Below are 13,724 nucleotides of genomic sequence, written 5' to 3' on the forward strand. Positions count from 1 at the left end.
CCGGGGGTTCTGGTATCACTCGTCGAGGAAGGAGCGCAGATGCTCGCTTCGCGTCGGGTGGCGCAGCTTGCGCAGCGCCTTGGCTTCGATCTGACGGATCCGCTCACGCGTTACGTCAAATTGTTTGCCCACCTCTTCGAGCGTGTGGTCGGTGTTCATGTCGATACCGAAACGCATGCGCAGTACTTTGGCTTCACGGGCAGTGAGGCCGGACAGCACTTCGCGAGTCGCTTCTTTGAGGCTCTCAACGGTGGCGACATCGATTGGCGACTGCATGGTCGAGTCTTCGATGAAGTCGCCCAGATGGGAGTCTTCGTCATCACCGATCGGGGTTTCCATGGAGATCGGCTCTTTGGCGATCTTCAATACCTTGCGGATCTTGTCCTCAGGCATTTCCATGCGTTCGCCCAGCTCTTCCGGGGTCGGTTCGCGACCCATTTCCTGCAACATCTGCCGGGAAATGCGGTTGAGCTTGTTGATCGTCTCGATCATGTGCACCGGAATACGGATGGTGCGGGCCTGGTCGGCGATCGAGCGAGTGATCGCCTGACGGATCCACCAGGTGGCATAAGTCGAGAACTTGTAACCACGACGGTATTCGAACTTGTCCACCGCTTTCATCAGACCGATGTTGCCTTCCTGGATCAGATCGAGGAATTGCAGGCCGCGGTTGGTGTACTTCTTGGCGATCGAGATCACCAGACGCAGGTTGGCTTCAACCATCTCTTTCTTCGCGCGGCGGGCCTTGGCCTCACCGATCGACATGCGACGGTTGATGTCCTTGATTTCTGCGATGGTCAGACCGGTTTCGGTTTCCAGCGCGATCAGCTTCTGCTGGCAACGAATGATGTCCGGCTGTACGCGACCGATGGCTTCGGCGTACTTGCTCTTGCCTTTGGCCAGAGCGTCCGACCAGCTTTCGTCGACTTCGTTGCCCGGGAACTGACGCAGGAAATCGGCGCGCGGCATACGTGCATCACGTACGCACAGTTGCATGATCGCGCGCTCTTGCTGACGCAGACGATCCAGGGCGCTGCGAACACGCTCGACCAAGCCTTCGAATTGCTTCGGCACCAGTTTGATCGGCATGAACAGCTCGGCCAGTGCGAGCAACTCGGCAATCGCTGCCTTGTTGTTGCGACCGTGCTTTTTCAGGGCCTTGCGGGTGACTTCCATCTGGTCGGCGACGGCGCCGAAGCGCTGTGCAGCGATGACCGGATCCGGACCGCTTTCGGCTTCTTCTTCATCATCGGAAGCTTCGGCATCATCGTCGTCGGTATCGTCGTCGGCCTTGGCGGCTTTCGGGTCAACCGGCGGCGGCACTTCCGCCGCTGGCGGCGCAATGCCGTCGTCCGGGTCGATGTAACCGCTCAGGACGTCGGACAGGCGACCACCTTCGGTGGTGACCCGCGTGTACTCGGAGAGAATGTGGTCAACCGTGCCAGGGAAGTGCGCGATGGCGCTCATCACTTCACGAATGCCTTCTTCGATCCGCTTGGCGATTTCGATTTCGCCTTCACGAGTCAGAAGCTCTACCGTACCCATTTCACGCATATACATGCGCACAGGGTCAGTGGTGCGACCGATATCGGTCTCCACCGCTGCCAACGCAGCGGCTGCTTCTTCCGCAGCGGCCTCGTCGGTATCGGCGTCGGCCAACATAAGGGCGTCCGCATCCGGAGCACTCTCGTGTACGGGGATCCCCATGTCGTTGATCATGCGGATGATGTCTTCCACCTGCTCAGGATCTGAAATATCCTCGGGCAGGTGGTCGTTGACCTCGGCGTAAGTCAGATACTTCTGCTCACGACCCAGTTTGATCAACTCAATAATACGAGACTGCTGTTGCGCTTTTCCGGACATAACACCCTATCCACTGAAGGTCTTGGCGGGCAAAAAACAAGCCGAGGATTATACCTGAGCTATGACCTCACGCGCCAGTTGAGGTCGGGTTTGATGCGGAAACATTGCGACTTAAAAGGTCGCGCAGTTGATTTTTCTCTTCGACGCTCAGTTCGCTTTGCCGCGCTTTCCTGAGTAACTGTTCGAGATTTCGCTCGCGTTGGCGGGCTGACAAGCTAGTAATGGTGTCGAAAAACTGTTGTTCAAGGTTTTCTCCGTCAATCAGCCATTCCTTTTCTGCCAGTGCCTTGAGCAAGCGTCCCTGTTCAGTGCCGTGCCATCGCGCGATCAACTGAAATGAGTTTAGCTGGGGATTCTTCTGTACGGCCTCGAGCAGTGCCACAAGTAACTGGGCATTGGTCTGATTTTCGTCGGCAATGTGCCCGGCGTCTTCGACGCGCTTGGCCAATTGCGGGTGGTGAAGCAGCGTGCGCAGGGCGGTCAGGGTCGGCGACTCGACGCCGATCGGGGTGCGCGGACGCTGCTGATCGCGATCGCCGCCACGCTTGCCGTTCTTGTCCCAGGGTTTCTTGTCCCATTTCTTGCCGCCGGCGCCGGGTTTCTTTGGCGTCCACTCCTGCTGCGGCACATACATGTCCTGCGCCTGCGGCTGATGGTAGTCGCTGTAGTCCGGCATGGCGTCGTAATCGATACCGGGGTCGTACGCCGGTGGCGCTTCCTGCGGCGCGCTCTGCGCGAGCTGGCTGACGGTTTCGCTGCTCAGGCCGGTGATTTCGCTCAGGCGCTGACGCATCAAAATGCGCAGATTGGCGCCCGGTACTTTATCGATCAGCGGCGCGGCAAGGGTAGCCATATGCGCCTTGCCTTCGAGCGAGCGCGGGTCGGCTTCTTCGGTGAGTTGCTGGAAGAAGTAATCGGCCAATGGCTGCGCATGCTGATTGATCCGCGCCTTGAAGGCGTCGGTGCCCTCGGCGCGAACCAGAGTGTCCGGGTCTTCGCCTTCGGGCAGAAACAGGAACCGCGCACGCCGCCCGTCCTGCAGGCAGGGCAGGGTGGCTTCCAGTGCACGCCATGCGGCGTTGCGGCCAGCCTGATCGCCGTCGAAGCAGAACAGCACGTTCGGCACGACGCGAAAAAGCCGCTTCAGATGTTCTTCGCTGGTGGCGGTGCCCAGCGTGGCGACGGCATTGCGCAAGCCTTGCTGGGCCAGGGCGATGACGTCCATGTAACCTTCGACGACGATAATTTCGTCAAGGTTGCGATTGTTCTTGCGCGCTTCATACAGGCCATAGAGTTCCTGGCCTTTATGGAATACCGGGGTTTCCGGGGAGTTCAGGTACTTGGGTTTGTCGTCACCCAGTACGCGGCCGCCGAATGCAATGATCCGGCCGCGGGTGTCGCGGATCGGGAACATCACGCGATCGCGGAAGCGGTCATAGCGTTTGCCGGTTTCGGCATTCTCGATCAGCAGGCCAGCGTCGATCATGGCCTTTTGTTGCAGGGTATCGCTGCTCAAATGCTTGAACAGGTTGTCCCAGCCTGGCGGTGCAAAGCCGAGGCCGAAATCCCGGGCGATCTCGCCGGTCAGTCCGCGTCCCTTGAGGTAATCAACCGCGGCTTTACGCGCGGGATGGCTCTTGAGCGCCTGCCGATAAAAATCGGCGGCAGCGGTCAGCAGTGGATACAGCGGCGAATCGGTCGGTTGCCGGGGCTTGCGCTCGCGGCCACTTTCTTCGCGAGGGATTTCCATGCCGGCGGCTTTGGCCAGATCTTCGACGGCCTGGGGGAAATCCAGGTTGTCGTGATCCATCAGAAAGCCGAGGGCGTTGCCACCGGCGCCGCAGCCGAAGCAGTAATAGAACTGCTTGTCGGGGCTGACGCTGAAAGACGGAGTTTTCTCTTTGTGGAACGGGCAGCAGGCGGTGTAGTTCTTGCCGGCCTTCTTCAATTGCACGCGCGAGCTGACCACGTCGACGATGTCGGTGCGGTTCAGCAGGTCGTCAATGAAGCTCTGGGGTATCAGCCCGGCCATGGCGTTCTCGTCGTCTGCGCTGCAAAAAGTCCGTTGCGACAGGCTGTCGGACGCGGGTCTTTGTTGGAAGCGCACAAGATGTGCGGCTCGACCGGTGTCGTCTGCATGATCGCTGTCGGGAAGTGTATCTGCCGAAAATCCACTGACGTTAGTACCTATCAGTCTTCGACTATTTGAAAGTGTTGCGCTGAGTCCGCTGACGGCCGGTAAAAGGCCTCGGATAGCTCAATAAAGCGGGCACGCATGAGGTGCCTTGGGCTGATCGTCGTAAGAGGAATCAGTGGGTGTGCTCGTCAGTAGCCTTGAAAGGCTCGTCAGAAAAGACGTGCACCGCTGGCAAAAAAGCCAGGCCTGACGCGGTGAAGCGGATTTGTCTCGGTCGCATCTGCGGCGTCGACGGTGAAGCATCAAGCGTTTTACGCAAATGCCATTAGCCCGGCAGTGAGCCGGGCTTAGGCAAGAAGCTTGCTACGAACGTCTGTGTATTAGTACAGACGAACGGCGCGGCGCTGTTCGCGCTGAACTTTCTTGGCGTGGCGTTTAACAGCAGCTGCTGCCTTGCGCTTACGCTCAGAAGTTGGCTTCTCGTAAAATTCGCGGCTACGAACTTCAGCCAGTACACCGGCTTTTTCGCAGGAGCGCTTGAAACGACGCAGAGCTACGTCGAAGGGTTCGTTCTCTTTTACTTTGACGGCTGGCATCCAGAGCTACCTTCATTCATTACCGGGGTCAACATCCTCGCGGCAAAAGAGCACTTGAAGACGTCGGTTTTTAAGGGTTGCGGATGTTAACCCCTCATCGCTCGGAATGCAAAGCCTCTGATCGAAAACCGCTGGTCGGGGCATCCCGCGGCGACTATTATGCGCGCCTTCGAATTCAGCCTAAACAAGGCGCAAACCCATGCTAGTACTGGGATTAGAAACCTCCTGCGACGAAACCGGCGTCGCATTATATGACAGTGAACGCGGTCTGCTGGCCGACGCGCTGTTCAGCCAGATCGACCTGCACCGCGCTTACGGCGGAGTAGTGCCCGAGCTGGCCTCGCGTGACCACGTCAAACGCATGCTGCCCTTGATCCGTCAGGTGTTGGCCGAGGCCGACTGCGTGCCCACCGAGATCGATGCGATCGCCTATACCGCAGGTCCCGGCCTGGTTGGCGCGCTTCTGGTCGGTGCGTCTTGCGCGCAGGCGCTGGCGTTTGCCTGGGGCATTCCGGCGCTCGGCGTGCACCACATGGAAGGCCACTTGCTGGCGCCGATGCTGGAGCCGAAACCGCCGCAATTCCCGTTCGTCGCTTTGTTGGTGTCGGGCGGGCATACGCAGTTGGTTCAGGTCGATGGCATCGGCCAATACAGCCTGCTCGGCGAGACACTCGACGATGCCGCCGGCGAAGCGTTCGACAAAACCGCGAAGATGATGGGCCTCAATTATCCCGGCGGTCCGGAAATCGCCAAGTTGGCTGAAAAGGGCACTGCAGGACGTTTCACTTTCCCGCGTCCGATGTGTGATCGCCCGGGTCTGGATTTCAGCTTCAGCGGCCTCAAGACCTTCGCCCTTAACACCTGGCAGCAATGCGTCAGCGCCGGGGACGACGGCGAACAAGCCCGCAGCGACATCGCGCTGGCGTTCCAGCAGGCCGTGGTGGAGACTTTGACCATCAAGTGCAAGCGCGCGCTGAAACAGGCGGGCATGAAGCGTCTGGTGATCGCGGGTGGCGTCAGTGCCAACAGGGCTTTGCGGGTTTCCCTGGAAAAGATGCTCGGCGACATGCAAGGCGAGGTGTTTTATGCCCGCCCCGAGTTCTGCACCGACAATGGCGCAATGATCGCCTTTGCCGGCTGTCAGCGCCTGCAGGCCGGTCAGCAGGAAACACTGGCGATCAGCGTGCAGGCGCGCTGGCCGATGGAGCAATTGTCGGCGTTGTAAGGAATGGCGCTCGGCGGCGCTATTTAGAAATGCCGTTCGCGCCCGGCAAACAGGTCGCGTAGATTGCCGCGGTGGCGCCAGACGATCAGCAGCGTCAGCGCGCTCATCGGCAGCAGCGCTGCCGGTTCCTGCCAGGCCAGCAACGGCAGGGTCAGCGGCGTGGCAATCAGCGCCGCCAGCGAGCTGGTGCGGGTCAGATAGAACGTCAGCAGCCAGGCGCAAACGGCCAGCAGCGCGGCGGGCGGATACAGGCCCAGCAGCATGCCGGCAGCGGTGGCGACGCCTTTGCCGCCACGGAAGCGGAAATACAGCGGGAACAGGTGACCGATCACGGCGCAAACGCCGATCCACGCCTGATCCTGCAGCGAAAGGCCTACAGCCGCTGCGATCAGTACCGGCAGCAAGCCTTTGCACAGATCACCCAGCAGGGTCAGGATCGCCAGTTTGCGACCGGCCAGGCGCAGCATGTTGGTGGCGCCGGCATTGCCCGAGCCACTCATTCGCGGGTCCGGATTTCCGGTCAGGCGGCTGAGCAAAATGGCAAAGGACAGCGAGCCGAGCAGGTAGGCGAGAATCGCCAGTAACCAAAACATGCTAACTATTCCGGGCGAGGACGCCCTGATTCTAACGGCGCATCGCGCCCTTGTCGTGCAGCGGAGAGAAGTGCTTGGACAGAGTGTTTATCGAGGGCCTGGAAGTCGACACCGTCATTGGTGCCTATGACTGGGAGCGCGGCATCCGCCAGTGCCTGCGACTTGATCTGAGCTTCGCCTGGGACAACCGCCCGGCCGCTGCCGGTGACGACCTGACCCTGGCGCTCGACTATGCCAGCGTTTCCAAGCGCATTCAGGCGTTTGCCGAGCAAGCGCGGTTTCAGTTGGTCGAGACCTTCGCCGAGCGTCTGGTCGAAGTGCTGATGAGCGAGTTCAACATCACTTGGGTTCGTCTGAAACTCACCAAGCCGGGCGCGGTGCCGGCGGCCAAGGGCGGCGTGGGCGTGGAGATCGAGCGCGGATGTCGCTGACTCAGGTCTACCTCGGGCTCGGTAGCAACATCGACCGGGAAACTCATTTGCGCGCCGGGCTCGACGCTTTGGCGACGTTTCTGGTGGATATCCGCTGTTCGGCGGTGTTCGAAAGCCTGCCGGTGGGCATAAAGAGCGGTCCGTTTTTCAATTTCGTGGTGTCGGCGCAGACCGATCTACCGCTGATGGAGCTGGACCGACGACTGAAATTCATCGAAGCGGACAATGGCCGCTATGCTCCGGATCGCAAAGGCTTGCCGCTGGATATCGACGTGCTGTTGTACGGCGATCTGGCCGGCAATTTCGATGGTCTAGTGCTGCCGCGGGCGGAAATCCTGAAAAATGCCTTTGTGCTGTGGCCGCTGTCGCTGATTGCTCCGGATCGGGTGCATCCGGGTGTGGGAAAAAGCTTTGCTACGCTGTGGGCCGAGGCGCAGATTGATCAGGTATTGGCGCCGGTGGCATTCGACTGGCGAGGGCAGCAGCTTACGCCTTCGGATTTGCACTGAGCTCAAGGGCGCCATCGCGAGCAGGCTCACTCCTACAGGGGAGCGCGTTCCAAAATGTGGGAGTGAGTCGGCTCCGGGCTGTGGTCCGACGAAGCTTTATGCAGACGCCGCGTCTTTATAGGCTTTCAGCACCTTTAGTCGTTCGCGCTTCAGCGCTTCGCCCAGGGCCGGTCCCTTGAAACCCTGTTCCAGCAATGGCTGCACCGCCACACCGCGCGCTGCGGTTGCCGCTCCACGCAGATAATCCGCCTGTGGATAACTCCGCTGCTCCAGCCCTTTGCGGCCACGAGCATCCATTTCGCAGGCAGCAATAAACTCTTCGAAACGCTGCGGGCGGCGATACACATCGAAGCTTTGCAGCAACTCCAGCAGTGTCGAAGCTTTCAACTCCAGCGCCCGGTGACCATGGGTGTGGTACTGGCCGACCAGCAATGCCAATTCCTGGCAATCCTTTGGTGCCTTGAAGCGCTCGTTGACTGCTTTGATCAGCTTCAATCCGGTGTGCTCGTGGGCAATGTGTCGAGGCCACTCTTCTTGTGGCGTCAGCCCTTTGCCGAGATCGTGCAGCAGGCAGGCCCAGCGTACCGTCAGCGGTTGTTTATGCAGCGCCGCCTGTTGCAACACGCTGAGGGTGTGCAGCCCGGTGTCGATTTCCGGGTGGTGTGCTTCCGGTTGCGGCACGCCGAACAGCGCGTCGACCTCCGGCATCAACACTTTCAGCGCGCCGCAGTCACGCAGCACCTCAATGAATACCTGTGGCTGATCTTCCAGTAATGCCCGAGAAATTTCCTTCCAGCTACGTTCAGCGGTCAAGGCTTGCAGTTCACCGGATTCGCTGAGCTCGCGCATCAGCTCCAGCGTTTCTGGCGCAACGGTAAATCCAAGGCCTGCATATCGCGCGGCGAAGCGGGCAACGCGCAGAACACGCAAAGGATCTTCGGCGAATGCCGGGGAAACGTGGCGCAGGATTCGCGCTTCCAGATCGCGCTGGCCATGGTACGGATCGGTCAGATTCTGCTGATCGTCCTCGGCCATGGCATTAATGGTCAGGTCGCGGCGGATCAGGTCTTCTTCGAGGGTAACTTCAGGGCTGGCGTAAAACGTGAAGCCGCCATAACCACGGCCACTCTTGCGTTCCGTGCGGGCGAGGGCATATTCCTCGCCGGTTTTCGGGTGCAAAAACACTGGAAAATCCGCGCCCACCGGGCGGAATCCCTGAGCGAGCATTTCTTCGGTCGTTGCGCCGACGACGACCCGGTCGATATCGGTGACCGGCAACCCCAACAGGCGATCACGTACCGCGCCGCCAACCTTGTAAACCTGCATAAAAAACCTCCGTTAGCCCGACAGGATAACCCTTGCGTCAGACTTTCGGAGGCCAGAACCGGCTCAAAGATGTATCACGGCCAGATCAAGTCGACCGTAATCGCCTTCACTATGTTCGCTACGTGGCGGAACGTGATGGGTTTTCATGATCTGGTCGCCCTGCAGGGTTTCCAGATGAATGTCGAAGCCCCAGAGTCGGTGCAGGTGTTTGAGCACCTCGTCAGTGGAATCGCCCAGCGGTTTGCGATCGTGCTGCTGGTGGCGCAGGGTCAGTGAACGGTCGCCGCGTCGATCAATGCTGTAGATCTGCACGTTCGGCTCACGATTGCCGAGGTTGTACTGCGCCGCCAGAGTTTCGCGGATGATCCGATAGCCGCTTTCGTCGTGAATGGCTGGCACCAGCAGGTCGTCTTTCTGGTCATCGTCGAGAATGCTGAACAGTTTCAGGTCGCGAATCACTTTTGGCGACAGGTACTGCAGGATGAAACTCTCATCCTTGAAGCTGCTCATGGCGAACTTGATGGTCGACAGCCAATCGGTACCGGCGATTTCCGGAAACCAGTGGCGATCCTCCTCGGTAGGCTCTTCACACATGCGCCGAATGTCGCGATACATGGCAAAACCCAGTGCGTACGGGTTGATGCCACTGTAATAGGGGCTGTCAAAACCCGGCTGGAACACCACGCTGGTGTGTGAAGTGAGGAATTCCATCATGAAACCGTCGGTGACCAGCCCTTCGTCGTACAGGTCGTTCATCAACGTGTAATGCCAGAACGTTGCCCAGCCTTCGTTCATCACCTGGGTCTGGCGCTGTGGATAAAAGTACTGGGCAATCTTGCGCACGATTCTCACGATCTCGCGCTGCCACGGCTCCAGCAGCGGCGCGTGCTTTTCGATGAAGTAGAGGATGTTTTCCTGCGGCTCGGCCGGGAAGCGTGCGTTGTCCTTGTCGCTGTACTTGTCCGCACCTTTGGGAATGGTGCGCCACAGATCGTTGATCTGTTTCTGCATGTGCTCTTCGCGATCCTTCTGCCGGCGCCGCTCTTCTTCGGCAGAGATCGGATAGGGACGCTTGTAACGGTCAACCCCATAGTTCATCAGTGCATGGCAGGAATCGAGCAGGTCTTCCACCGCATCGATGCCGTGGCGCTCCTCGCATTGCATGATGTACTGCTTGGCGAACACCAGATAGTCAATGATCGAACTGGCATCGGTCCAGGTGCGGAACAGGTAGTTGCCCTTGAAGAAACTGTTGTGACCATAGCAAGCGTGCGCCACTACCAATGCCTGCATGCAGATGGTGTTCTCTTCCATCAGGTAGGCAATGCACGGATCGGAGTTGATCACAATCTCGTAGGCCAGGCCCATTTGCCCGCGGCTGTAGGACTTCTCGGTGCTGAGGAAGTGCTTGCCGTAGGACCAGTGGTGGTACCCCAGCGGCATGCCCACCGATGCATAGGCATCCATCATTTGTTCGGCGGTAATCACTTCGATCTGGTTGGGATAGGTGTCCAGCGCATAGCGGGCCGCAATCCGAGCGATCTCGCGGTCGTAGGTCTGGATCAGCTCGAACGTCCATTCCGAGCCGGTGGAAATGGGTTGGCGCTTCTGCTCTTTGGCGGTCATGTCACTAACCTGCGCTGGAAGAGTTCACGGAAGACCGGATAGATATCTCCGGCCGAGACCAGTTGCTGCTGGGCAAACGTGTCAGAAAAGGCTTCGGCGATGCGTTCGTATTCGTACCACAAGGCCTGATGTTCGCGCGGGGTGATCTCCACGTAAGTGTAGTACTGCACAAACGGCATGATCTGGTTGATCAGAATGTCACGGCAGATCGGCGAGTCATCGTTCCAGTTGTCGCCGTCGGAGGCCTGAGCGGCATAGATGTTCCACTCGTTGCTCGGATAACGCTCGGCCATGATCTCCTGCATCAGTTTCAACGCGCTGGAAACGATGGTGCCGCCGGTTTCCCGCGAGTAGAAAAACTCTTCCTCATCGACTTCCCGGGCGCTGGTGTGATGGCGGATGAACACCACGTCGATCTTGTCGTAGTTACGCTTGAGGAACAGGTACAAGAGGATGAAGAAGCGCTTGGCGATGTCTTTGGTCGCCTGGGTCATCGAGCCGGAAACGTCCATCAGGCAGAACATTACGGCTTTCGAGCTGGGGTTCGGCTGTTTGATCAGCAGGTTGTACTTCAAGTCGAAGGTGTCGAGGAACGGCACGCGATGAATGCGCGCGCTGAGCTTTTCGATTTCCGCCTCGAGTTCTTGAATATCGCCGAAGTTGTCTGGCTCTTCGCGTCTCAGTCGTTCCAGCTCTGCCTTGACTTCGCGCAGCTTGGCCCGGCTGCTGCCGGACAGGGCGATACGCCGTGCATGAGCTGAACGCAGGGTGCGGATGATATTGATGCGTGACGGGTTGCCTTCGTTGCTGATCCCGGCGCGCACGGTTTTGAAGGTGTCGGTGCCACTGAGGTTGCGCTTGACCAGGTTCGGCAGTTCGAGGTCTTCGAACATGAATTCGAGGAACTCTTCCTGGGTGATCTGGAAGACAAACTCGTCCATGCCCTCGCCGGAGTTGCCGGCCTTGCCCGGACCGCGTCCGCCACCGCCGCCGGGTGGGCGGGCGATGTGTTCGCCGGCGGTGAATTCCTTGTTGCCGGGATGAACTACGGTCTGTTTGCCGCCGCGGCCGTGGTGAAGCACCGGTTCGTCGATGTCGCGACCGGGAATGCTGATCTGTTCGCCGTGTTCCATATCAGTGATGGAGCGCCGGCTGACCGCCTCTTCGACGGCCTTCTTGATGTGGTCACGGTAACGCCGCAGGAAACGCTGACGGTTCACCGTGCTCTTGTTCTTGCCATTGAGGCGTCGGTCGATCACATAGCTCATAGGCCCTCCGGGGAGCTTCAAGTTTTGAGCTGCAAGCTGCAAGTAATGCGAATGACCCAGGATTCAGGGCTTACGCGCTTTGTCTTGCAGCTTGTGGCTTGTAGCTTGCAGCTGCCTCACTGCGACTTGCGGACCCGCAGGTACCATTCGGACAGCAGTCGTACCTGTTTATCGGTGTAGCCACGTTCAACCATGCGTGTAACGAAGTCGTTGTGTTTTTGCTGGTCCTCTTTGCTGGCCTTGGCGTTGAAGCTGATGACGGGCAGCAGGTCTTCGGTGTTGGAGAACATTTTCTTCTCGATGACCACCCGCAGTTTTTCGTAGCTGAGCCACGTCGGGTTCTTGCCATTGTTGTTGGCCCGGGCGCGCAGGACGAAGTTGACGATCTCGTTGCGGAAATCCTTCGGATTGCTGATGCCGGCCGGTTTTTCGATTTTCTCCAGTTCTTCGTTGAGCGCGACGCGGTTGAGGATTTCGCCGGTTTCCGGGTCGCGGTACTCCTGATCCTGAATCCAGAAGTCCGCATAGAGCACGTAGCGGTCGAAAATGTTCTGACCGTACTCGCTGTAGGATTCGAGGTAAGCGGTCTGGATTTCCTTGCCAATGAACTCGATGTAGCGCGGCGCGAGGTATTCCTTCAGATAGCGCAGGTAGCGTTCGCGGGTCTCGGCCTGGAACTGTTCCTGTTCGATCTGCTGTTCCAGCACATAGAGCAGGTGCACCGGGTTGGCGGCGATTTCATGCGGATCGAAGTTGAATACCTTGGACAGGATCTTGAAGGCGAAGCGGGTCGACAGACCGTTCATGCCCTCGTCGACGCCGGCCGAGTCGCGGTATTCCTGAATCGACTTGGCCTTCGGATCGGTGTCCTTGAGGTTTTCGCCGTCGTAGACGCGCATCTTCGAATAGATATTGGAGTTTTCCGGCTCCTTGAGACGCGACAGCACGGTGAACTGCGCCAGCATTTTCAGGGTATCCGGCGCGCAGTGCGCCTTGGCCAGTGAACTGTTGAACAGCAGTTTGTCGTAGATCTTCACTTCGTCACTGACGCGCAGGCAGTACGGCACTTTGACGATGTAGATCCGGTCGATGAAGGCTTCGTTGTTCTTGTTGTTGCGGAAGGTATGCCACTCCGATTCGTTGGAGTGAGCGAGCAGAATCCCGGTGAACGGAATCGCGCCGAGGCCTTCGGTACTGTTGTAGTTGCCTTCCTGGGTCGCCGTCAGGAGTGGGTGCAGCACCTTGATCGGTGCCTTGAACATTTCGACGAATTCCATCAGGCCCTGGTTGGCCCGGCACAGCGCACCGGAGTAGCTGTAGGCGTCGGCGTCGTTCTGTGGGTATTCCTCGAGTTTGCGGATGTCGACCTTGCCGACCAGTGCGGAAATGTCCTGGTTGTTCTCGTCGCCCGGTTCGGTCTTGGCCACGGCGATCTGATTGAGAATCGACGGGTACAGCTTGACCACGCGGAACTGGCTGATATCGCCGCCGAATTCGGCCAGGCGTTTGGTCGCCCACGGCGACATGATGGTATTGAGGTAGCGCCGCGGGATACCGAAGTCTTCTTCGAGGATCGCGCCATCTTCGGTGGCGTTGAACAGACCCAGTGGCGATTCGAATACCGGTGAGCCCTTGATTGCGTAGAAGGGCACTTTTTCAATCAGCTGTTTCAGCTTCTCGGCCAGGGACGATTTACCGCCGCCGACGGGGCCGAGCAGATAAAGGATCTGTTTCTTCTCTTCCAGGCCCTGAGCGGCGTGGCGGAAATACGAGACGATCTGGTCGATGCATTCTTCCATCCCGTGGAAGTCTTCAAAGGCCGGATAACGGCGGATCACCTTGTTGGAGAAGATGCGCGACAGCCTCGAGTTGGTCGAAGTGTCGAGCAGTTCCGGTTCGCCAATCGCCAGCAGCAGACGTTCGGCGGCGGATACGTAGGCGCTGCGATCCTTTTTGCACAGTTCCAGGTATTCCTGCAGAGAGAATTCTTCCTGGCGTGTGGATTCGAAGCGTTGTTGGAAGTGGCTAAAGATACTCATGACGTCACCTCGCTCGATACGTGGAGCCGACGCCGGATCACTCAGTCGATGCTGGCAACAGCCACAGTGGCAGCCGTTGTTTACCCCCCAGAACTCTCCCGCAGTGGACAA

The 13,724-nt window shown here is 58.8% G+C and carries 11 protein-coding genes; 3 read left to right on the top strand and 8 right to left on the bottom strand.

Annotated elements, in window-relative coordinates; all coding sequences use genetic code 11:
• Positions 1–15: 15 nt before the first annotated feature.
• The 3 genes from rpoD to rpsU all read right to left on the bottom strand — a co-directional run bounded on the left by rpoD (position 16) and on the right by rpsU (position 4,596).
• Positions 16–1,863 carry an RNA polymerase sigma factor RpoD gene (gene rpoD / locus BLU24_RS04140; protein WP_093097777.1) on the bottom strand — a complete coding sequence of 616 codons (1,848 nt, stop codon included), beginning with the start codon at positions 1,861–1,863 and terminating at the stop codon, positions 16–18.
• A 67-nt stretch (positions 1,864–1,930) separates the two neighbouring features.
• Complete coding sequence (dnaG, locus tag BLU24_RS04145) at positions 1,931–3,895, bottom strand: DNA primase (RefSeq protein WP_093097779.1); 1,965 nt, start codon at positions 3,893–3,895, stop codon at positions 1,931–1,933.
• Between the two features lie 485 nt (positions 3,896–4,380).
• The gene (rpsU, locus tag BLU24_RS04150) at positions 4,381–4,596 is read right to left on the bottom strand and encodes a 30S ribosomal protein S21 (protein WP_002551877.1); all 216 of its coding nucleotides are present in this window, start codon (positions 4,594–4,596) and stop codon (positions 4,381–4,383) included.
• Between the two features lie 199 nt (positions 4,597–4,795).
• Here rpsU and tsaD point away from each other — a divergent pair, with 199 nt between their 5' ends.
• Positions 4,796–5,821: a tRNA (adenosine(37)-N6)-threonylcarbamoyltransferase complex transferase subunit TsaD gene (tsaD, locus tag BLU24_RS04155; RefSeq protein ID WP_090286867.1), complete on the top strand. Its 1,026-nt coding sequence runs from the start codon at positions 4,796–4,798 to the stop codon at positions 5,819–5,821.
• 23 nt (positions 5,822–5,844) lie between these two features.
• Here tsaD and plsY read toward each other — a convergent pair whose 3' ends face one another.
• A complete protein-coding gene (gene plsY, locus BLU24_RS04160) occupies positions 5,845–6,414 on the bottom strand; it encodes a glycerol-3-phosphate 1-O-acyltransferase PlsY (protein ID WP_093097781.1) in 570 nt (189 codons plus the stop codon).
• 74 nt (positions 6,415–6,488) lie between these two features.
• Between plsY and folB the strand changes: the two genes are divergently transcribed.
• The gene (gene folB, locus BLU24_RS04165) at positions 6,489–6,845 is read left to right on the top strand and encodes a dihydroneopterin aldolase (protein ID WP_093097783.1); all 357 of its coding nucleotides are present in this window, start codon (positions 6,489–6,491) and stop codon (positions 6,843–6,845) included.
• Positions 6,836–7,354: a 2-amino-4-hydroxy-6-hydroxymethyldihydropteridine diphosphokinase gene (gene folK / locus BLU24_RS04170; protein ID WP_093097785.1), complete on the top strand. Its 519-nt coding sequence runs from the start codon at positions 6,836–6,838 to the stop codon at positions 7,352–7,354. The genes folB and folK overlap by 10 nt, the downstream gene beginning before the upstream one ends.
• A 96-nt stretch (positions 7,355–7,450) precedes the next feature.
• On the opposite strand, the gene BLU24_RS04175 is transcribed toward folK, so the two are convergent.
• The 4 genes from BLU24_RS04175 to BLU24_RS04190 all read right to left on the bottom strand — a co-directional run bounded on the left by BLU24_RS04175 (position 7,451) and on the right by BLU24_RS04190 (position 13,613).
• Complete coding sequence (locus BLU24_RS04175; RefSeq protein ID WP_093097787.1) at positions 7,451–8,680, bottom strand: multifunctional CCA addition/repair protein; 1,230 nt, start codon at positions 8,678–8,680, stop codon at positions 7,451–7,453.
• Between the two features lie 63 nt (positions 8,681–8,743).
• Positions 8,744–10,306, bottom strand: a complete 1,563-nt coding sequence (locus BLU24_RS04180; protein WP_090286858.1) for a SpoVR family protein — start codon at positions 10,304–10,306, stop codon at positions 8,744–8,746.
• Entirely contained in the window at positions 10,303–11,574 is a 1,272-nt protein-coding gene (locus BLU24_RS04185) for a YeaH/YhbH family protein (RefSeq protein ID WP_090286856.1), read from the bottom strand. The genes BLU24_RS04180 and BLU24_RS04185 overlap by 4 nt, the downstream gene beginning before the upstream one ends.
• A gap of 116 nt (positions 11,575–11,690) precedes the next feature.
• Positions 11,691–13,613: a PrkA family serine protein kinase gene (locus BLU24_RS04190; protein WP_090286853.1), complete on the bottom strand. Its 1,923-nt coding sequence runs from the start codon at positions 13,611–13,613 to the stop codon at positions 11,691–11,693.
• Between the last annotated feature and the right edge of the window lie 111 nt (positions 13,614–13,724).

It is taken from the genome of Pseudomonas sp. Z003-0.4C(8344-21), from assembly GCF_900104975.1.
Taxonomy (GTDB): domain Bacteria; phylum Pseudomonadota; class Gammaproteobacteria; order Pseudomonadales; family Pseudomonadaceae; genus Aquipseudomonas; species Aquipseudomonas granadensis.